Here is a 21,467-nt window from a genome sequence, read left to right on the forward strand (position 1 = left end):
TCCTGTAATTTTGCCGAAGAGCATAGCACAGGCGGTTGCGCCGACCCAGCCTGACAATCCGCCCCTTCCGAAGCGTCCCTGCCGGGGGTTCCCCGTTTCCTGGGGGAGGTTCCTGTGGAGCGTTCCGACCCACCGGTGTTCCAACACCCGCCGCGACCCAACGGTAGCGTGAGCAGCATGGCTGCTGCTCACGCTGGCCGTTGTCCATTGGGGATCGGGAGAGGGGAACCGGGAACCGGGAACCGGGAACCGCCCACCCCCCACGACTCCACCACCCTTGCCCGGATACGGCAGAGCGCTCGCAGGCATACTGCCTGCGAGCGCTCACGGTGGGTCGGCGCACCTGACAGGAACCCCGGTGTCCCGGCCCCGCGATCCGGAACCCGGCCCACCCCCCATCGGCCACCGGCAGGAACCGCCGGGACCGGCCGATCCCTACACGATGCCCTGGTCGATCATGGAGTTGGCCACCTTGATGAACCCCCCGATGTTCGCCCCCAGCACGTAGTTTCCCGGATCGCCGTACTCGTTTGCGGTGTCTACGCAGGTTTTGTGGATGCGCTTCATGATGGTGTGGAGGCGCATGTCCACCTCCTCCGTGCCCCAGCTGGAGAAGCTGGCGTTCTGGGCCATCTCCAGGCCGGAGGTGGCCACGCCGCCGGCGTTGGCGGCCTTGCCGGGGCCGTAGAGGATCTTGTTCCGGAGGAAGACCTCCACGGCGTCAGGGGTGCTGGGCATGTTGGCGCCTTCGGAGACCACGAAGCAGCCGTGGTCCACGAGCATCTGGGCCTCTTCCTTGTTCACCTCGTTCTGGGTGGCGCTGGGGAAGGCCACGTCGCACTTCACGAACCAGGGGCGCATGCCCTCGAAGTACTCGCACTTGAACTTGTCGGCGTATTCCTGGATGCGGCCGCGGCGGTTGTTCTTGAGGTCCAGCACGTAGGCCAGCTTCTCGGCGTCGATGCCGTTCTTGTCCACGATGGTGCCGTTGCTGTCGGAAAGGGTGATGACCTTGCCGCCGAAGTGGTTCACCTTCTGGACGGTGTACTGGGCCACGTTGCCCGAGCCCGAGACGGCGCAGGTCTTGCCCTTGAGGCTGTCGCCGCGGGTGTTGAGCATCTCCTCGGCGAAGTAGGTGGCGCCGTAACCCGTGGCTTCGGGCCGGATCAGGGAGCCGCCCCAGGCCAGGCCCTTGCCGGTGAGCACGCCCTCCCAGGAGTGGGTGAGCTTCTTGAACTCGCCGAAGAGGTAGCCGATCTCGCGCCCGCCCACGCCGATGTCGCCCGCGGGCACGTCGATGTTGGCGCCGATGTGGCGGTACAGCTCCTTCATGAACGCCTGGCAGAAGCGCATGACCTCCCAGTCCGACTTGCCCTTGGGATCGAAGTCCGACCCGCCCTTGGCGCCGCCCATGGGCACCGTCGTTAGGCTGTTCTTGAGGACCTGCTCGAAGCCCAGGAACTTCAGGATGCCCAGGTTCACCGACGGATGCAGACGCAGCCCTCCCTTGTAGGGCCCGATGGCGTTGTTGAACTCCACCCGGTAGGCCTTGTTCACGTGGATCTCGCCCTTGTCGTCCTGCCAGGTGACCCGGAACTGGATGATGCGGTCGGGCTCGGTGATGCGCTCCAGGATCCGGTGGCTGAGGTACTCGGGGTGGCGCTCCAGGCAGGGCACGAGGGTTTCCACGACCTCCTTCACCGCCTGGTGGAATTCGTTCTCGCCCGGATTCTTGGCGATGAGCCGGTCGAAGAACATCTGGACGTACTGGCTGACACTGGAGACGGGGAGGGCGAGGGTGAAGGCCATAAATCACTCCTGAGGTAGGCCCCGGGGGGCTGGGTTGGGTTGCGGGAGGAAGGCAGGGCCGGCCGAACCCCGGCCGGAAAGCGGGCAGACCAGAAGCAGGAGGCTCGATCCAGCCGTGGCCGGCCTCCGGGAACACTTTGCTACCCTCAGCGTTCTCGGCCCCAATTATCAGAAGGTACCTTTTGGGGTCAACAACAATTTCAACCCAAAATAAAACCTGTGATATCCATCACGAAGAAGCCTGAATGCATTAAATGATTCATTCCTTTCCCATCGGATCGCCTGTTGGCTCGTTTTTTAGCCGTTCAAGCCGATCGCTCTTTCCTTTGACACTTCGAAAACCCGCCCTTCCCGCCCCCGACTCCCCCGCAAACCGCCCCCCCCCGGGCTGCCGGGATGCGGTTTTACGAACAGGAAACGCGTGGGCGGTCAGCGCTTTCCCCACCCTGCTCGGTGGTCCTTGTGGGCATCCGGCAGAAGCCGGGCCAGGGCTTCCAGGTCCTGGGCGATGAATTCGCTGGGGGCGCAGTCCCGGGGCGGCACGAAGCCCCGGGGGAAGGGCGGGCACCGGGGATGGCGCACCACGGCGGCCAGGTCCGCCAGGCTCAGGATGCGGCCTTCGTGGGCCCGGAAGGCGTCCTCCAGCACCTGGAAGAGGAGGGCGGACTGCTCCAGGGCCAGGCGGGAGAAGTCCAGGGCCTCCTCGGATCCCAGGCCCAGGGGATGGGGGTCGTGGTAGGGGAGGCAGTCGTTCAGGCTGGGCGTGAGGGACAGCCCCATGGAGCGGCGGTCCCGGATGGTCCAGCCCCCCACGAAGGGGATCACGGCGCTCTCCCGCACCACCCCGCGCCAGTGGGGCACCACCAGCCCGGTGCGGTGGGGCAGGCCGGCCATGTGCAGGGCGGCGTTCACGGAGGCGCTGGTGGCGCCCACGAAGATCTCCCGCAGGCGGATCTTCACCTTCCGGCAGGCCTCCTGGATCCGCACCACCTGGTCCGCGCCGTCCAGGAAGGGGACCAGCAGGATCGCGTTGCGGCCCAGTTCGCGGGCGGTGGTCAGCTGGCGCTCGAGGCTGGGGCTGCCGAAGGAGGGATCCACCCCCGCCTCGTAGCCCTGGGCCGTGAGGCAGCGCTCCAGGTCCAGGGAGAGGGTCGGGATATCGCCGATGGTGTCCCGGGAGAACTGGCGGCCCAGGCCCAGGGCCACCCAGCCCGGGCCCTCCCCGTCCAGGCGCTCCTGGGTCCAGGCCGAAAGCTGGCGCTTGATCTCCTTTTCGTGGATGTGCAGGAGCCCGCTGCCCGGCACGCGGTCCGCGAAGAACCCCGCCAGGGCCCGGCGCAGCTGGAGGATGACCGCCTCCACCGGTGCCTCCCCCAGGTAGGGGTGCTGGAGGAGCTGTTCGAGGTCGTGGATCATCACCAGGGGGCGCGTGAGCTCGATGCCGGCCCAGCGCAGCCCGCTGGGGCCCGCGGCCCGGTCCCCCAGCCAGCCCGCGCCGTGGTGGCGCAGGAGCTTCCAGAGGCGCTCCCCGCCCTCCTCCGGCACGCCGAAAAGGGCGAACAACAGCCCCTCGCCGAACCACTGGCCGATGATGCGCGACAGGAGCTGGTCCAGGTCCACCAGGGAGGGATCCCGCGGGCCGCAGCCCACGGCTTCCACCAGGGCCCCCGATCCCATCAGCCTGCCCCCGGCCAGGCCCGCCAGGGATTCGTCCCCCAGGGCCACGGGCAGGGCCGCCGCGGTGCCCGCGACCCAGGTGATGGCGGCCAGGTCCTCCCCGGTCTCCCGGGACTGGAGGACCGCGGTGCGGGGCGCGTGCCCCGTCCAGCGCGTGGCCGCGCGCGCCGCCTCCAGCTGGGCCAGGGGCACCAGGCCCGGGGGGAGCCCCCTGCCCTCCCGGGAGAAGCGCAGCTTCCACTGGGACTCGAAGATCTCCTCCTTGCGGGCGGGATAGTTCACGTAGAGCCGGCGCTCCAGCAGGGTCCGGGCCACGAGGGGATCGCAGTAGGGATCCAGCTCCCCGCGGCGGTCGAAGGCCTCCCGCAGGGAGGTGCTGGACACCGCCCTCATGCGGGCCCCCACCTGGAAGACCTGCACCTCGGCCGTGAACTGCTCCAGCATGCCCTCCCAGCGCCGGGAATGGGCCTCCTCGCGGGTGATGACCAGGTGGGGCACCGCCCAGATGGGTGATGCGGGGTCGCGGTAGGCCGAGGCCCCCTCCAGGACGTCGGTGCCGACGATGAGGTGCAGCGGACGCCGGCCCAGGTTGCGCTGGAGGCCCCGCAGGCTCTCCGGGTTGGCGATGTTCACGGGGGGATCGAAGGGGAAGATGTAGGCCCCGGGGATGGTGGACAGGGCCATCCAGGCCAGGTCGTCCCGCACGTAGCGGGGCTGGGCGTGCTTGCGCCAGGAGAAGTCGTCCACCTGGACGAACACCTCTTCGCAATGGGCCAGGGCCTTGTGCACCATCTCGCCGTGGGCGGAGGTGAAGGGATCGAAGGTCCCGGGCAGGAACCCCACCCGGGGGGCCCGGGGGAAGTCCACGGGGCAGGCGCCCAGGGCTTTGTCCAGGCTCGACAGGGCCTCGGCCGCCAGGAAGAAGCGGGCCCGCTCCCCGGGAAGGTGCCGCACCAGGGTCAGGGCCTTCTTGGTGATGTGGGCGAGGATGGGCGCCAGACGGGAATCGGGCGACCCGCGCAGCCAGTCCAGGAGCAGGGCCAGGTGGGCGTACCCCTCGTGGGCCACGGAAACCCGGCTGTCGGCCAGGGCCCCCAGGACAAGCCCGGCGAGGCGCAGGATGCGGGCCATGGATTCCCTGGGCAGGGCCAGGATGAGCCAGGTGGAGGCCTGGATCAGGAGCTGCTGGAGGGCCTCCGCCCCCCGGCGCGCGTCCAGGGCCATGTCGTCCAGGAGCTCGTCCAGTTCCTGGGCCGGAAGGCTCGCCAGCAGGGGCCCCAGGAACCGGGGCAGGTACCGCGTCACCCCCTCCCCGTCCAGTTGCAGGGAGCGGAGCAGTTCGATGGCGAGGTCGTTGCGCTGGGTGTCCGTGAGGAGCGGGATCAGTCCCACCAGGCAGCGCCCCGCGTGGAAGCGGGTGCCCTCCACGCGGCTCACCTTCAGGAGGTTGGCCAGGTGGAAGCCCACCTCCCCCGCCAGGCGCGAATCGAAGTTCGAGCCCTCCACCAGGGAGACCAGGAAATCGCAGGCGACCTTCTTCTCCACCCACCCGGTCTGGCCCTTGAGGTTGCGAAGCATCACTTCCCGGATGGGGCTGCGGCCCTTGGCGCGCAGCTCCCGGCACTGCTCGGCCAGGGCCGTGCGCCCCGAAAGCGCGGCGCAGCGCTCCAGCAGGAAGAGCTCGGCGACGGTGGCCGTGGGCCGGGCGTAGATGCCCAGGGTGTCCACGCAGCGGCCCACCTCCACCAGGAGTCCGGGCTCCTCCTGGCCGAAGCCCGCCAGCACGTGGAGCACCCGCCAGGCCATGAGCCTCACGTTGGCCACCTCGTGGAAGCCCCAGGTGCGGATGAGCTTGGGGAGCCGGAGCCTACCCGCCGCATCCATTTCCCGGGCCAGCAGCTCGAAGGACTCGCAGGTGTAGAGCGCCGACAGGGGGCGGCGGTCCCCGGCCCGGGCCAGGAGCTTCTCCACCACCAGCGGCAGGGCCTCCCCGGCCAGCTTCGCGCCGGCCCTGCTGAAGAAGCGGCGCAGGAAGATGGGGACGCCGTAGAGGATCTGCTCCTCCGGGGACATGTCCTCGGCGGCCTCCTTCGGGGCCAGGTCCAGGAGATCCAGGACCGCGGCCACGTGGGGCATCACCCAGGGGCGCTCCTCCAGCGCGGCCCCCACCGGCAGGTCCTTGCGCCACTCCACCTCCCCCAGGGCGAGAAGATCGGCCATGCGGCATGCGGCCTGGTACCGGATGTCGTCGTCGGGGTGGCTGAGCAGCTCCCGGAAGAAGTCCAGGGCCAGCGCCTTCTGCTCCTCGGAAAAGGCCGGGGCGTAGTCCCCCACGATCCCCACGTAGGTGCGCAGGTCCCGCCACCCGTTGAAGCTGCGGGCCTCCTCCAGGAGCCTGCGCAGGGCCGGCAGGTCCCGCAGGCGTTCCATGACGCCGATGTTGTGGGCCGTGGCCATGATCCGCGCCGTGGACGCCACCTGGTTCCCCGCGGCCAGGGCCGCGGTGTCCGGACGCAGGTTCCCGGCCATGAGGGCGACGATGTCCAGGTTCGGCGGAAGCCAGGGCCGGCGGCGCCTGGACACCTCGAAGCCCGGGGGGTCCAGCTCCACCCCCAGGGCCAGGGCGTAGTCCTCCATGTCCCGGAGCTTGCGGTACACCGCCTCGTACCGGAGGCGCTTGTCCTGGTCCACGTCCTCGAGCTTGCCCAGGATGGTCTCGAAGGCCTCCTTGAGGGAGATGACCTCCATGCGCCATTTCCCGTCGGGGCCCTGGATGTCCTTCACCCGGAAATCGCAGTAGATGAGCACCTGGGTTTCGATGGGCAGGCGGATGAGTTCCAGGTCCCAGCAGGAATGGTTGGTGGCGATGTGGCCCAGGCCACCCAGGTCGCGGGAGGCGTAGTACTGGTGGGTGTAGTAGTAGTGGAGCCGGGGGATGCGCTTGGCCTCGTCGCCCACGCACCCGAACTTCCCCACGTCGTGTCCGATGGCCCCGCCGTGCAGGAGGGGCAGGTCCACGGGAATGGATTTCGCCAGCTGCCTCCCGACCCAGAGGGCCAGGCCCGTGACGCCCAGCACGTGGTCCTGGATGGAGAAGCCCCGCCAGTACTGGGCCATGGCCATGGCCACCAGGAACCCCTCCTCCTCCAGGCGCCCCAGGAGCCGCCGGTACTGGTCCCCGGAGGGCCACGGGGCCTGTTCCGCCTCCGTGAGGGGCTGGAAGGGGAGCCGCGCGGAAAGGCTGCCCGGTGCCGGAAGGTGGAGCCGCGCCGCGTCGGCCAGGGGGAAGAAGGCCTCCGCCACCCCCAGCACCCGGCCCTCCCCCGTGCCGAAGCGCTGGGGATACAGCCGCCGGCGGGCCTCGGCCTGCATGGCCTCGCGCCATGCGTCCAGGGACCCGGGGACCTCCTCCCCGGCGATCTCCAGGGCCAGCCCCAGGGCCGCGTCCAGCGGCGCCCAGTCCCGGGCGAGGGACGCGGGAGCCACGGTCCACCCGTGGCGCAAGAGGACAGCATCGAACACCCGACCCCCCCAGCTTCTGATCAATGCGTAATTCGACCCGCCAGGGCCCTCCTTGTCAAGCTTTCCCGGGCAAAGTCCGGGCCCCGGCCCCGGATTGACCGCGGGCCCGCCGCGTCAAGATCCCCTGAAAATCCCCGGCCGGGGGCGTATGATGGTCTTCCCTCCCCACCTCTGGAGTTCTGATGGACGCCTTGGAAGCCCTCAACACCCGCCGCAGCATCCGCGCCTTCACGCCCAGGCCCGTGAGCCTGGACATCGTGCGGGAGCTGATCCGCGCGGCCATGCATGCCCCCAGCGCCGGCAACGAGCAGCCCTGGCACTTCCTGATCATCACGGACCGGGAGATCCTCGACAAGATTCCCGACTTCCACCCCTACGCCGGCATGATCAGCGAATCCCCCGTCTCCGTCCTGGTCTGCGGCGACCCCCGCCAGGAGAAGCACCCCGGCATGTGGGTCCAGGACTGCGCCGCCGCCACCCAGAACCTCCTCCTGGCCGCCCACGCCAAGGGCCTGGGCGCCGTGTGGGTGGGCGTCCACCCCCGCGAGGACCGGATAGAACCCCTGCGCAAGCTCATCGACCTGCCCGAGGTGGTGGTCCCCTTCGCCCTCATCCCCATCGGCCACCCCGCCGAATCCCCCGAATCCGAGGACCGCTACCGCCCCGAACTCATCCACCTGAACAAGTGGTAGTACCTCCTCGAACCTCGAAAGGGCCGGCTTCGATGTCGGCCCTTTCGCGTTTGGGGCTTCCGGCCCTTCCGGGCTGTCCCTGCCGGGGGCTGCGCGGTTTGGGGTCCGGGTTCCTGGGGAAGGGGCCGACCCACAGGGGTTCCAACGATGGGCGCCTACCCACCCTTAGCGCTCGCAGGCAAGCTGCGAGCGCGTAGCGCGCACGAGTTCCGGGATTGTGAACGTCGAAGTGGGGCTGGCCTCAGGACTTGGGAGCCCCACTCTCCCGAACCGCACTTCCAGATGGATCCAGGACACGCGCTCGCAGCTTGCCTGCGAGCGCGCAGGGTGGGTAGGCGCCCATTGTTGGAACTCCTGTGGGTCGGCCCCTTGCCCAGGAACCAGGACCCCAAACCGCGCAGCCCCCGGCAGGGGCTGAAGGCCAAAACGCGAAAGGGCCGGCATCGAAGCCGGCCCTTTCCTCGGGTGGGTCCGCCTAGGCCTTCCAGCCCGCCAGGACGCGCATGTAGTTGGCGCGCTCGAAGGCCTGGGGGTTGGGGCACTTCATGAGGCTGAGGGAGCCCCGCATCTGCTCCAGGGATTCGTACTCGTGCTCTTCCATCCAGGCGGCGAGGCCGTCGCGGACTTCGGTTATCCGCTCGGGGCCGTGCTTGAGGGTGGCGGAGACCATCTGGATGCCCGTGGCGCCGGCCATGGTGGCCTTCACGGCGTCCTCGGCGGTGTGGACGCCGCCGGTGACGGCCATGGGCATGGAGATGTGGCTGTAGAGCAGGGCCAGCCACCGCAGGCGCATGCGCAGGGTGGCGCTGGAGGAGAGCTGCAGGGCGGGGACGACCTCCAGGTTCTCGATGTCCAGGTCGGGCTGGTAGAAGCGGTTGAAGAGCACCAGGGCGTCGGCGCCGGTGCCTTCCAGCACCTTGGCGAAGTGGGCCAGGCTGGAGAAGAAGGGGGAGAGCTTCACGGCCACGGGGATCTTCACGCTGCCCTTGACGGTGCGGACGATCTCGAGGGTGCGCTTTTCCACCATGTCGGCGGTCTCGAAGGGGTTGGTGGCCAGGTAGTAGATGTTGAGCTCCAGCGCGTCGGCGCCGGTCTGCTCCATCTTCCGGGCGTAGTCCAGCCACCCGGAGTTGGTGATGCCGTTGAGGGAGCCGATGACGGGGACCTTCACGGCCTCCTTCACGCGCCGGAGCTGGTTCAGGTAGCTCTCGGGGCCCAGGGTCATCTCGTCGACGCTGGGGAAGTACGAGGTGGCTTCCGCGAAGGAGTTCGCGTGGCCGTCCAGGTCGTAGAGGGTGCCCGTCTCCTCCCGGGTGATCTGCTCCTCGAACAGCGAGGGCAGCGTGATCGCGGCGGCGCCCGCGTCCTCCAGCCTGCGCACGGCGTCCAGGTCCGCCCCCAGGGGGGAGGCGCCGGCCATGATGGGGTGATCCAGCTTCAAACCAAGGTAGGTGGTCTTCATGTTCATGCCGAACCTCGCGGGAAAGAGTGCCTTAGATTAAAGCACCGGCCGTACGGGGCCGTCACCGGAAATCCGGGTGACGGCCGCGGTACGGCCGGTGCGTCAGCGTCCTACTCGACCACCGTCTTGACCGGCATGGTCAGGTTGGCGAGGTTTTCGTAGGTGGCGTAGCGGTTCGTGACTTCGCGCTGGGCCATGGCGAGCAGGTGCTTGAAGTGCTCGGGGTTCTGCTGCTGGACCATGCGGAAGCGGGTCTCGTTGAGGATGTAGGTGGCCAGATCCACCTTGGGGGCGGGGCTGTCCATCTGCAGCGGGCCCTGGCCCTCGGCCACGCGCCGGGGGTCGAAGCGGAACAGCGGCCAGTGGCCGGAGTCCACGGCCAGCTTCTGCTGCTCGCAGCCCTGGACCAGGTCGAACCCGTGGGCGATGCAGTGGCTGTAGGCGATGATCAGGGACGGACCATCGTAGCTCTCGGCTTCCACGAAGGCCTTGGCCACCTGCATGTCCTTGGCGCCCATGGCCACCTTGGCCACGTAGACGTTGCCGTAGCTCATGGCGATCATGCCCAGGTCCTTCTTGGGGAGGGCCTTGCCGGCCATGGCGAACTTCGCGGAAGCGCCGATGGGGGTGGACTTGGAGGCCTGGCCGCCGGTGTTGGAGTACACCTCGGTGTCGAGGACCAGGATATTGACGTTGCGGCCGGAGGCCAGCACGTGGTCGAGACCGCCGTAGCCGATGTCATACGCCCAGCCGTCGCCGCCCACGATCCACACGGCCTTCTTCACGAGGTAGTCGGCCAGGAGGTTGAGGCGCTTGGCTTCGGCGGTGCCGATGCCGGCCAGCTTGTCCTTGAGGATGGCCACCCGTTCGCGCTGGGCCTTGATGCCGGCCTCGGTGGACATGTCGGCGGCCACGATGCCGGCCACCAGTTCGTCGCCGATGGAGCCGGCGAGGCGGTGCAGCATTTCGAGGGCCTGCTGGTTGTGCTTGTCCAGGGCCATGCGGTAGCCCAGGCCGAACTCCGCGTTGTCCTCGAACAGGCTGTTGGCCCAGGCGGGACCGCGGCCGTCCTTGTTGACGGTGTAGGGCGTGGTGGGCAGGTTGCCGCCGTAGATGGAGGAGCAGCCCGTGGCGTTGGCGATCATGGCGCGGTCGCCGAATATCTGGGTCATGAGCTTGATGTAGGGCGTCTCGCCGCAGCCCGCGCAGGCGCCGCTGAACTCGAACAGGGGCTGCATGAACTGGCTGCCCTTGACGTCGTTCTTCAGGGCGGTGCGGTCAGGATCGGGGAGGTTGAGGAAGAACTTGAAGTTGGCGGACTCGGCCTCGCGCAGGGGCACCTGCGGGGTCATGTCGATGGCCTTGTGCTTGGGATTGCTCTTGTCCTTGGCGGGGCAGACGGCGACGCAGATGCCGCAGCCGGTGCAGTCCTCGGGGGCCACCTGGATGGTGTACTTGGAGCCCTTGAAGTCCGCGCCCTTGTAGTCCACCGACTTGAAGGTCTCGGGGGCGCCGGCGAGGCAGCTGGGCTCGTAGACCTTGGGACGGATGGCGGCGTGGGGGCAGATCAGCGCGCACTTGTTGCACTGGATGCAGATCTTCTCGTCCCACACGGGGATGTCCAGGGCGATGTTGCGCTTTTCCCACTGGGTGGTGCCCACGGGCCAGGTGCCGTCCACGGGGAAGGCGGAGACCGGGAGCAGATCGCCGTTGCCCTGCATCATGATGGCCGTGACGCGCTGGACGAAGTCCGGGGCCTCGGGGCTGACGGTGGGGGGCATGACGCGGGTGGCGGAGACGGCGGTGGGGACGGTGACCTGGTGCAGGTGCACCAGGGTGGTGTCCACGGCCTCGAAGTTCTTCTTGACCACGGCCTCGCCCTTCTTGCCGTAGGTCTTCTTGATGGCCTTCTTGATCTGGGCGATGGCCTCCTCGCGGGGCAGCACGCCGGAGATGGCGAAGAAGCAGGTCTGCATGATGGTGTTGATGCGCACGCCCATGCCCGTGGCGCGGGCCACTTCGAAGGCGTCGATGACATAGAACTTAAGCTTCTTGGCCACGATGGCGGCCTGGACTTCCTTGGGCAGGGAGTCCCAGACCTCGTCCTTGCCGAAGGGGGTGTTCAGCAGGAAGGTCGCGCCGGGCTCGGCCGCGGAGAGCATGTCGTACTTGTCCAGGAAGGACGTGTTGTGGCAGGCGATGAAGTTGGCCTTGCGGATGAGGTAGGCGCTGCGGATGGGCTTGGGCCCGAAGCGCAGGTGGCTGATGGTGATGGCGCCGGCCTTCTTGGAGTCGTAGACGAAGTAGCCCTGCCCGTAGTTGGGGGTCTCCTCGGCGATGATCTTGATGGAGTTCTTGTTGGCGCCCACGGTGCCGTCGGAGCCCAGGCCGTAGAACATGGCCCGCTTCACGCCCTCGGGCTCGATGTCGAAGTCCAGGTCCATGGGCAGGCTGCTCATGGTGACGTCGTCGATGATGCCCACGGTGAAGTGGTTCTTGGGGTTCTCCTTGGCCAGCTCGTCATAGATGGCCTTGATGCAGGAGGGATTGAACTCCTTGGAGGAGAGGCCGTAGCGGCCGCCCACGACCTTGGGGGCCTGGGCGAAGTGCGAAAGGCCCTCGTCGGCGGCTTCGCGCAGGGCGGTGACCACGTCCAGGTAGAGGGGATCGCCGATGGCGCCGGGTTCCTTGCAGCGGTCCAGGACGGCGATGGTCTTGACGGTCTTGGGCAGCGCGTTGACGAAGTGCTTGATGGAGAAGGGGCGGTAGAGGCGGACCTGCAGGACGCCGATCTTCTCGCCCTTGGCCAGCGCCCAGTCCACGTACTCGGTGGTGGTGTCGCCGCCCGAGCCCATGATGACCATGACGCGCTCGGCCTCGGGGTGGCCGTAGTAGTCGAAGAGGTGGTACTTGCGGCCGGTCATTTCGCCGAAGCGGTCCATCTCCTGCTGCACGATCTCCGGGGTGGCGTTGTAGTAGCCGTTGCAGGCTTCCCGGGCCTGGAAGAAGGTGTCGGGATTCTGGGCGGTGCCGCGGACCACCGGCTTGTCGGGGGTCAGGCAGCGGCTGCGGTAGTCCTCGACCATGCCGTCGGTGACCATGGCGCGCAGGTCGTCGTCGTTGAGCATCTCGATCTTGGAGACTTCGTGGGAAGTGCGGAAGCCGTCGAAGAAGTGGCAGAAGGGCACGCGGCTCTTCAGGGTGGAGGCCTGGGAGATCAGGGCGAAGTCATGGGCCTGCTGGACGCTGTCGGAGCTCAGCATGGCGAAGCCGGTCTGGCGGCAGGCCATGACGTCGGCGTGGTCGCCGAAGATGGACAGGGCGTGGGCGGCCAGGGTGCGGGCCGTCACGTGCAGCACGAACGGCGTGAGCTCGCCCGCGATCTTGTACATGTTCGGGATGAAGAGCAGGAGGCCCTGGGAGGCCGTGAAGGAGGTGGTGAGGGCGCCGGCCTGCATGGCGCCGTGCACGGCGCCGGCGGCGCCGCCCTCGGACTGCATTTCCACGACGGCGGGCACCGTGTTCCAGATGTTCTTCCTCCCCTGGGCGCTCCACTCGTCGGAGAACTCGCCCATGTTGGAAGAGGGGGTGATGGGATAGATCGCGATCACTTCATTCAAGCGATGCGCGACAGAAGCGGTTGCCTCGTTACCGTCTACGGTAACCATGCGTCGTTCGGCCATGGCCTTCCTCCTACGTGTGTCGTTGCGACGTGTCCGACGTGGATATGGACTTTTGGAGAAGCAGGGCCTTAGGGGCCAAAACAAACCGCTTCGCACAAAGGGCAGTTTATTCTTCAGATCAGCCACAATCAAGAGCGACGGGTCGTTTTTGGCAAGGTGTGCGCTAGGTTACACCCCACGGTCGTCCGCTGAGTCGCTAGACTCGATTCATCGCTCACTTCACTGGGCCGAAGGGCTGAAAGCAATGGGCCTTTCATCCCTTCCGGCCCCAACTGACCGGGGGTCACCATGGAATTCAAGGACAGCCAGACCGCGAAGAACCTCCTCAAGGCGTTCGCCGGCGAAAGCCAGGCCCGCAACCGGTACACCTTCGCCGCCGGCATCGCCCGGGCCGAGGGCCTGGAGCACGTGGCCGCCATCTTCGAGGAGACCGCCGGCAACGAGCGGGAACACGCCCGCCTCTTCTACGCCCACCTGGCCAAGCTGGCCCCCTCGGCCCTGGAGATCACCGCCGGCTACCCCGTGGTGGCTGGCGACACCGCCGCCCAGCTCCGGGCCGCGGTTTCCGGCGAGAACGAGGAATGGAGCGCCCTCTACCCCGATTTCGCCCGCATCGCCAAGGAGGAGGGCTTCAATGACGTGGCCCGCACCTTCGAGTGGATCGCCAAGGTGGAGAAGGAGCACGAGGCCCGCTTCCAGCGCCTCCTGGACCACGTCGTCAACGGCACCGTCTTCCAGCGGGGAGAAAAGATCTATTGGCGCTGCATGGAATGCGGCCACATCCACGAGGGCCCCGCCGCGCCCAAGATGTGCCCCGTCTGCATGAAGCCCCAGGGCTGGTTCGAGCCCGTGGGGGAAAAGTTCTAGTCTCTTTTTTTCAGGGGGTCTCTCGTTTTTTTCTGAGACCGCGATCACCGCGAATCCGTGCGATCATTTCCTGCAAGGTTCCGCTGCCGCGAACTCCAGAAGAGAGGCCCCCATGCTCACCTTGCCACTTACCCAGGCGTTGACGTTCGACGACGTGCTCCTGGTTCCCGGACACTCCAACGTCCATCCCAACCAGGTGGATCTCTCCTCCACCCTGGTCGCCGGGGTGAAGCTGGGCATTCCCCTCCTTTCGGCGGCCATGGATACGGTCACCGAGGGGCGCCTGGCCATCGCCCTGGCCCAGCAGGGGGGCATCGGCATCATCCACAAGAACCTCTCCATCGAGCGCCAGGCCGAAGAGGTGGACAAGGTCAAGCGCAGCGAGAGCGGCATGATCACGGACCCCATCGTGATCCGCCCCGACGCCCCCATCCGGGAAGCCGAGGCCATGATGGCCAAGTTCCGCATCTCGGGCGTGCCCGTGGTGGAGAACGGCAAGCTGGTGGGCATCCTCACCAACCGGGACCTGCGCTTCGAGACCCGCTGGGAACTGCCCGTGCGGGAGATCATGACCAAGGACCGCCTGGTCACCGTCCCCGTGGGCACCACGCTCCTGGAGGCCCGGGCCATCCTGCAGAAGCACCGCATCGAGAAGCTCCTGGTGGTGGACGACCAGGGCGCCCTGCGGGGGCTCATCACCGTCAAGGACATCCAGAAGTCCACGGAGTATCCCAATTCCTGCAAGGACCCCCAGGGCCGCCTGCGGGTGGGCGCCGCGGTGGGCGTGGGGCCCGATCTCCTGAACCGGGCCAAGTCCCTGGTGGCGGCCCGGGTGGACGTACTGTGCCTGGACAGCAGCCACGGCCACAGCGAAGGGGTCCTGGCCGCCCTGCGCACCCTGCGCCAGGCCCTGCCCGACACCCCCATCATCGCCGGCAACGTGGCCACCTACCAGGGCGCCCGGGACCTGTGCGAGGCCGGCGCCTCGGCCGTGAAGGTGGGCATCGGCCCCGGCTCCATCTGCACCACCCGCATCGTCACCGGCGCGGGCATGCCCCAGATCACCGCCATCCTGGAGGCCTCCCGGGCCTGCCGGGAATTCGGCGTCCCCTGCATCGCCGACGGCGGCATCAAGTTCTCCGGCGACGTGGCCAAGGCACTGGCCGCCGGCGCGGACAGCGTCATGATCGGCAGCCTCTTCGCGGGCACCGACGAGGCCCCCGGTGAAACCATCTTCTACAGCGGCCGAACCTACAAATCCTACCGGGGCATGGGCAGCATGGGCGCCATGAAGGCCGGCTCCAAGGACCGCTACTTCCAGGACGGCAAGGACGACACCAAGCTGGTGCCCGAAGGGATCGAAGGCCAGGTGCCCTACAAGGGCCGCATGACCGACCTGGTGGGCCAGCTCATCGGCGGGCTGCGGGCGGGCATGGGACTGGTGGGCGCCGGGACCATCCCGGAATTCCACGACAAGGCCACCTTCGTGCAGATCAGCAGCGCGGGGCTCCGGGAGAGCCACGCGCACGACGTCATGATCACGAAGGAAGCGCCGAACTACCGCATGGATTAACGGGCGGCGGAACCGGCCTCGCGCGCCGGCCCTGACGGGGCCTTCGCGCCGAGCGCCTGGAGCCTGCGGGCCACCAGGCCATGGGAGGCGTCCAACTCCCGGTAGGCTTCCTTGGGCGCTTCGACCCGGGCGTAGTATTTCCGGGCCCAGTCCGGCTCGCCCAGGTTCTCGGCGACCCTGCCCATGACGTACCATGCGTCCGATTCGGGTTCCTGGTCCCCGTCGCCGAGGTAGGCCTCGAGTTCCTTCATGGCGTCCCCGGACCTGCCCTGTTCCGCGAGGATGGATGCGAGGGTGTGGTGGCTGTTGTTTTCGCCCCTGGGCGCCGTGCGGACCGCTCCCTGCGCGTATTCCATGGCCTTCTCCAGGGGGGCGCCCTTGACCAGGAGGTACCAGGCGAGGTTGTTCAGGTCCGCGGATTCCGCGGCGCCCCGGTCCGCCTTGGCCTGCAGCAGGCCCACGCGCTCCTCGTGCCGGCCCAGGCGGTTCAAGGCGTAGCGCTTCAGCCCCTCGAAGGACTTGTCCTCCGGGGTGCGCTGGAGGTGCTCGTCGCACAGTGCCAGGTACTCGGCCCAGCGGCCTTTGTGGTCCAGGTACTTGAGGTGGAACCGGTCCACTTCGGGGGAATCCGGATAGTCCTGGCGCAAGGGCAGGAGGGACGCTTCCATCGAGTCCCAGGACTCGCGTTCGGCGTAGGCCCGAACCAGGGCCGTGCGGAGATAGGTCCTGCGGGTGACGTCCTGGACCAGGGTCAGGCCCTTGGTGAGGTGGGGAATCACCCGCGCATCGGTGCGATCCCAGATCAGGAGGGATGCGGCCGCATAGCTGACCTCGTCGGCTCCGGCCTTCTGCCCCCGGGTCCAAAGGTACGGGAAGGACCGCGCGGCCAGGGGGTCCTCGCCCCCGGCACGATTCATGCGCTCCCGGGCCCAGTCCAACTGCGCACAGGCGCCGGCCAGGTCGCCGGACTCCATCCTCCGGAGCGCCTCCGCCCCCATCGTGACCAGATTGAAGGGCCCCCCGGCCAGGAGGCAGGCGCCCTTCTCGCTGGCAAAGTACCAGGTCTGATTGTAGGTTCCGGAATTGGCAGGAAATTTGGCCAGGACCCGGAAGCCCGTCGCGGCGTTGCCGTCCACCTGGAACTGGCCCATGGAGAGCGCCACATCCATGGCCGCGGCCCGGTTCATGCCCATCGCGCGGAAGACGGCCGATACTCCGGCGGCCTCGTCCCGCAGATCCTTGAATTCACCCTTCTGGGCCAGGAGGTTCCGGAGGGGTCCCGTGAACTGGGAGGCGAGGTCTTCCCTTCCCTTTCCTTCCACGTCCAGCGCGACGAGGAGGTGGAGGAGCACCGAGCGGGGATCCGCGGGATTCCGTTCCAGCCTCTCCACGGGCGTGGCCTTGGCGAGGGCCGCGGCGAGGGCCAGACGGGCCTCGGCGCCCTCGGCGCTCTGGGGGCCTTCCTTCAGGAGGCTCGTGGCGTCGGCATAGGCCCGGGCGTTCACCAGATGGAGCACGGCGGGGGCCAGGGCCCCGTTCCAGGTGAACTGCGAGCCCAGCACCCCGGGCAGCTCCTCCAGGGCCTTGGCGGTTCCGAGGCTGCGAACCATGGCCGCCGCCAGCCAGCCGTTGCGGAACGTGGAGGCAGGCAGGGCCCGGGCCAGTTCCAGGGCCTCCTTGAATTGACCGTTCTCGCCCAGGCAGCCCAGCAACTGCTCAGACTTGGAAGTCACTTCCAAGGTGTCCCGAAGGTACCGGTATTCCCGGATGGCCGCCTCCAGCGAGGCGCCCCGGCCGTACCGGACCCCCTCCGGGGAATGCTCCAGCATGTAGGCGTAGTCAGCCCGGAAACCCCATTCCCTGGGCGCGAGGGCCCTGGCAGCCAGATAGGCCTTTTCCGCGCCCGCCCGGTCCCAGCCCTTGCCGAAGCGCCGGCCCACGCGATCGAATTGCAGCGTCCAGCCGAGCGTCTCCTGGGCCGCGGCCGAGGTGGGATCCAGGGCGACCGCCTGCCGGGCCTTGTCCCGGGCCGCCTCGCCCAGGCCCGCCGCCACCAGGGCCTGGGCCTGGTGCACCAGGGGCAGGGGCGAAGCCGGCTGGGTCGCGGCAAGCTTCCGGAAGGCGTCCAGGGCCTCCCGGGTCCGGCCGGCCTTGAGCAGGGCCTCCCCTTCCTGGTCGAAGACCAGGTCCACCCGGTTGGTGGTGCCGAAGTCCTTGATGGCCTTGCGGGCCGCCTCCACTTCCGCCGCGGTCCACCGGCGCTTGCCGGAGTCCAGGCGGAAGGTGGCGCCGGCGACGCCGTCCGGGCGCACCTCGTACCGCTGGACGAGGGATGCGGGGCCGAAATCCAGCCGGTTGCCGGCGGGCAGGGTCCGGAGCTTGAAGCCCAGGGGCGCGTGGACCAGGTAGCGCCATTCCTGGACCATGGGCTGGAAGAACAGGAGGTCCTTGGTGCGGGGCGGCCGGGGCGTCTCGCCTTCCCCGTCCAGGGCCTCCCGCAGGCTCTTCAGGATGGGCCAAACGGCGAGTTCCACCGAAGCGTCGATCCAGCCCGTGGCCCCCGCCTTGGCCTCCAGCGCCTCCAAGGTCATGCGCATGGGCCGGCCCAGGTCCCGCAGCCCGGACAATTCCAGCTTGCCGAGGTCCTTGGCCTTGTAGGTGGTGCGGACGTAGTTCTCCATGTGCTCGCGGATGGCCTTGGCGTCGGCGCCGGCGAGCGAGGCCCGCAGGTTCATCTCGGCGGGACCCTGGAACTCGGACGTCTCGATGATCCTGCTCGGCCCCTTTTCGGCCAGGAAGACTTCCCGGGTCTCGACGAGCGTGTTGGCCGCGGATTCGATCCGGGGCGTGCGCGTCAGGTCACGGGTGAGGGGATCGATGACCAGGGCCGGCCGGTCCTGGTCCCCGAAGGGCAGTTCCCCGGCCCGCGCGAATTCGGCGGTGGCGTCGATCCACAGAGGGTGGGCCCCCGGCAGGTGGACGATGGCGTGATCGAAGACGTTCAGGCCGGGCAGCGCGCCCTCCAGCTCCCTCCCGTACCCCGAGTCCACCAGGGCCACCCGGGCTGGGATGCCGGCGGCCTCCAGCAGGGCCACGAGCAGGACCGCCTTGTCCTTGCAGTCGCCGAACCCCCGCTTCAGGGTTTCGGCGGGCGCCCGGGGCACGATGGCGGCGGTGCCGAATTCCACGCCCGTGTAGCGGACCTTCGCATGGAGGCCCGCCAGCACCTGGGCCAGGACCTCCATGGGCTCCTTGCCCGCCAGCCCTCCCAGCCAGGCGAGGGTCTCGGGCGGCAGGCCGCCGGAGGGAATCCGGGCGGCATAGCCGCGGGCCACCTCCGCCCAGGAGGTGAAGGTGGAGAAGGCGAAGGCCGGCGGCGGGTCGGCGTTGGGGTCCTCGCCGGGCTCCCGGTCCCGGGGCGGTTCCACCGCGCCGGCCTCCAGGGTGAGGAGACGCCGGCCGTCCAGCACCGTCACCACGGGCTTGAGGCCGGGAAGTCCATGGATACGCCACTGGAGCGGGGCGTTCGCCGGCACGTCCAGCGTCAGCCGGCTCTTGACGACGGGCATGGTCTCCCACAGGTCGTAGCGCCCCATGGCGCCGCCCTCCAGGAAAGGCGACGTGTCCCGGAGAACGATTTCCAGTTCGACAATGACGCCGGTCCCCATGTGGGGAAGGGGTCCCGACAGGCGTTTGCGCGACTCGAAAAGGCCGTCCCCGCCCTGGCCCGTGGAGTAGTCGCCCAGCGTCGCCGGGTCCAGCGCATGGACCTTGCCGTCGGGGGCGATGACCCGCGCCCGCACCTGGGGGCGGGCCTGAAACCACGGAGACCAGGGAACGTTCACTTCACTCCAGGCCTTGACCGCCGAGGGTTCGTCCACCCGGAACACGGAATGGACCGTGACCTGCCGGCGCCCTTGGGCGTCCACCACGACGGACCGCTCCTCCAGGAGGTCCAGGATCCCCTTCCCTTCCCGCCGGGGATGGGCCTTGGAGGCGTCGAGGACGGCCTGGGGGCTGGCCGAGAAGGCGCCCCGCTCCCAGGGATCCTGGGCGCCCAGGGTCAGGGCGCCAGCCAGGAGGATGGCCAAGGTTCGGACCAGCATCATCAGGAACTCCATTATCTGGGGATTCCTGATCATTCCACCTCGGGGGCTAACTCACAAGCCGCTCCCGCCGCGCCTTGAGGATCCGGTCCCGCAGCTTGGCGGCCTCCTCGAATTCCATCTTGCCCGCATGGGCCTTCATCTTGGCTTCCAGCTTGCCCACCTCCCGCTCGAACTCCTTGTCGGTGAGGTAGAGCAGCGGCTCCTCCGCGGCCTTGTCCTCCCTGGGGACGTTGATGAACTCCCGGGCCAGGGCCTCGCCCATCACGTCGTCCAGGAGGCGCTTGGTGGTCTCGGGGGTGAGGCCGTGGAGGGCGTTGTGGTCCAGCTGCTTCTGGCGGCGGCGCTCCGTCTCGGAGATGGCCTTCTCCATGGAATCCGTGCGGCGGTCGCCGTAGAGGATGGCCTTGCCCCGGACGTTGCGGGCGGCGCGGCCGATGGTCTGGATGAGGCTCCGCGCGCTGCGCAGGTAGCCCTCCTTGTCCGCGTCCAGGATGGCCACGAGGCTCACCTCGGGCAGGTCCAGGCCCTCCCGCAGGAGGTTGATGCCGATGAGCACGTCGAAGACCCCCCGCCGGAGGTTCTTCAGGAGCTCCACCCGCTCCAGGGTGTCGATCTCGCTGTGGAGGTACTCGGCCTTGATGCCCAGCTCCTGGTAGTACGAGGTGAGCTGCTCGGCCAGCTTCTTGGTGAGCACGGTGACCAGCACCCGCTCGTCCCGGGCCACCACCTGCCGGATCTCCTCCAGGAGGTCGTCCACCTGGGTGCCCACGGGGCGCACCTCCACCACGGGATCCACCAGCCCGGTGGGCCGCACCACCTGCTCCACCACCACGCCCCCCGACTGGGTCAGCTCGTAGTCGCCGGGGGTGGCGCTCACGAAGACCAGCTGCCTGACCCGGGCCTCGAACTCCTCGAAGCGCAGGGGCCGGTTGTCCAGGGCCGCGGGGAGGCGGAAGCCGTAGTCCACCAGGGTGCGCTTGCGGGACTGGTCCCCCAGGAACATGCCGTGGAGCTGCCCGGTGGCCACGTGGCTCTCGTCCATGAACAGCACGAAGTCCTCGGGGAAGTAGTCCAGGAGGGTGTGGGGCGGCTCGCCGGGGCTCCGCCCGTCCAGGAACCGGGAGTAGTTCTCGATGCCCGAGCAGTAGCCCATCTCCTTCATCATTTCGATGTCGTAGATGGTGCGCTGGTGCAGGCGCTGCAGCTCCACGATGCGGCCCTCGGAGCGGAAGAAGGCCTCCCGCTCCTCCAGCTCCCCCTTGATCTCGCGGATGGCCTCCCGCAGCTTGTCCTCGGGGGTGACGTAGTGGCTCTTGGGCCAGATGGTGAGCTCGTCCAGGGTCTCCAGCACCGCGCCCCGCAGGGGGTCGATGCGGCTGAGCCGCTCGATCTCGTCCCCGAAGAGCTCGATGCGGTACGCGGTGTCCTCGTACGCGGGGTACACCTCCACCACGTCGCCCCGCACCCGGAAGACCCCAGGCTCGAAGGCCATCTGGTTCCGGGCGTACTGGATGGCCACCAGGTCCCGCAGGAGCATGGCCCGGTCCCGGGTCCCCCCCCGCCGCAGCGTCACCGAGAGGTTCAGGTAGCTGCTCGGGTCGCCCAGGCCGTAGATGCAGGACACCGAGGCCACGACGATGGTGTCCCGCCGCTCCAGCAGGTTGCGGGTGGCCGAGAGGCGCAGCTTCTCCAGCTCGTCGTTGATCTTGGCGTCCTTGTCGATGAACAGGTCCCGCTCGGGCACGTAGGCCTCGGGCTGGTAGTAGTCGTAGTAGCTGACGAAGTACTCCACGGCGTTCTCGGGGAAGAACTGCTTGAACTCCGAGAAGAGCTGGGCCGCCAGGGTCTTGTTGGGCGCGAAGATGAGCGCCGGGCGCTGGAGCCGGGCGATGGTGGAGGCCATGGTGTAGGTCTTGCCGCTGCCCGTCACCCCCAGGAGGGTGGACCAGCGGTCCCCGGCCTGGATGCCCCGCACCAGCTGTTCGATGGCCTCGGGCTGGTCGCCGGAGGGCTCATAGGGCGCATGGAGCTTGAAGGGGATCGCGGCGGCCATGCCCCAGTCTACACCTGGAA

Annotated in this window: 9 protein-coding genes; 3 read left to right on the forward strand and 6 right to left on the reverse strand. The window is 68.4% G+C overall.

All coding sequences use genetic code 11. The features are described 5' to 3' along the window. Positions 1-435 precede the first annotated feature (435 nt). Both gdhA and R2J76_RS15230 read right to left on the reverse strand, forming a co-directional pair. On the reverse strand, positions 436-1,809 hold the full coding sequence (gdhA, locus tag R2J76_RS15225) for an NADP-specific glutamate dehydrogenase (RefSeq protein ID WP_316412490.1): 1,374 nt from the start codon (positions 1,807-1,809) through the stop codon (positions 436-438). Positions 1,810-2,238: 429 nt separating this feature from the next. Next, a complete protein-coding gene (locus R2J76_RS15230; protein WP_316412491.1) occupies positions 2,239-7,008 on the reverse strand; it encodes a nucleotidyl transferase family protein in 4,770 nt (1,589 codons plus the stop codon). A 182-nt stretch (positions 7,009-7,190) separates the two neighbouring features. On the opposite strand from R2J76_RS15230, the gene R2J76_RS15235 reads away from it, so the two are divergent. Next, positions 7,191-7,700 carry a nitroreductase family protein gene (locus tag R2J76_RS15235; protein WP_316412492.1) on the forward strand — a complete coding sequence of 170 codons (510 nt, stop codon included), beginning with the start codon at positions 7,191-7,193 and terminating at the stop codon, positions 7,698-7,700. A gap of 475 nt (positions 7,701-8,175) precedes the next feature. Here the strand turns inward: R2J76_RS15235 and R2J76_RS15240 are convergent, their stop codons facing one another. Both R2J76_RS15240 and nifJ read right to left on the reverse strand, forming a co-directional pair. Continuing rightward, the gene (locus R2J76_RS15240; RefSeq protein ID WP_316412493.1) at positions 8,176-9,168 is read right to left on the reverse strand and encodes a dihydroorotate dehydrogenase-like protein; all 993 of its coding nucleotides are present in this window, start codon (positions 9,166-9,168) and stop codon (positions 8,176-8,178) included. Positions 9,169-9,272: 104 nt separating this feature from the next. Beyond that, positions 9,273-12,845, reverse strand: coding sequence for a pyruvate:ferredoxin (flavodoxin) oxidoreductase (nifJ, locus tag R2J76_RS15245; protein ID WP_316412494.1), 3,573 nt, complete (start codon positions 12,843-12,845; stop codon positions 9,273-9,275). A 288-nt stretch (positions 12,846-13,133) separates the two neighbouring features. Between nifJ and rbr the strand changes: the two genes are divergently transcribed. Continuing rightward, complete coding sequence (gene rbr / locus R2J76_RS15250) at positions 13,134-13,712, forward strand: rubrerythrin (RefSeq protein WP_316412495.1); 579 nt, start codon at positions 13,134-13,136, stop codon at positions 13,710-13,712. 112 nt (positions 13,713-13,824) lie between these two features. Next, a complete protein-coding gene (gene guaB / locus R2J76_RS15255; protein ID WP_316412496.1) occupies positions 13,825-15,285 on the forward strand; it encodes an IMP dehydrogenase in 1,461 nt (486 codons plus the stop codon). Here guaB and R2J76_RS15260 read toward each other — a convergent pair. Both R2J76_RS15260 and uvrB read right to left on the reverse strand, forming a co-directional pair. After that, complete coding sequence (locus R2J76_RS15260; RefSeq protein ID WP_316412497.1) at positions 15,282-19,394, reverse strand: DUF3857 domain-containing protein; 4,113 nt, start codon at positions 19,392-19,394, stop codon at positions 15,282-15,284. The genes guaB and R2J76_RS15260 overlap by 4 nt on opposite strands. 46 nt (positions 19,395-19,440) lie before the next feature. Further along, on the reverse strand, positions 19,441-21,447 hold the full coding sequence (gene uvrB, locus R2J76_RS15265; protein ID WP_316412498.1) for an excinuclease ABC subunit UvrB: 2,007 nt from the start codon (positions 21,445-21,447) through the stop codon (positions 19,441-19,443). Positions 21,448-21,467 lie beyond the last annotated feature (20 nt).

The sequence above is a fragment of the Mesoterricola silvestris genome (assembly GCF_030295405.1).
GTDB classification, from domain to species: domain Bacteria; phylum Acidobacteriota; class Holophagae; order Holophagales; family Holophagaceae; genus Mesoterricola; species Mesoterricola silvestris.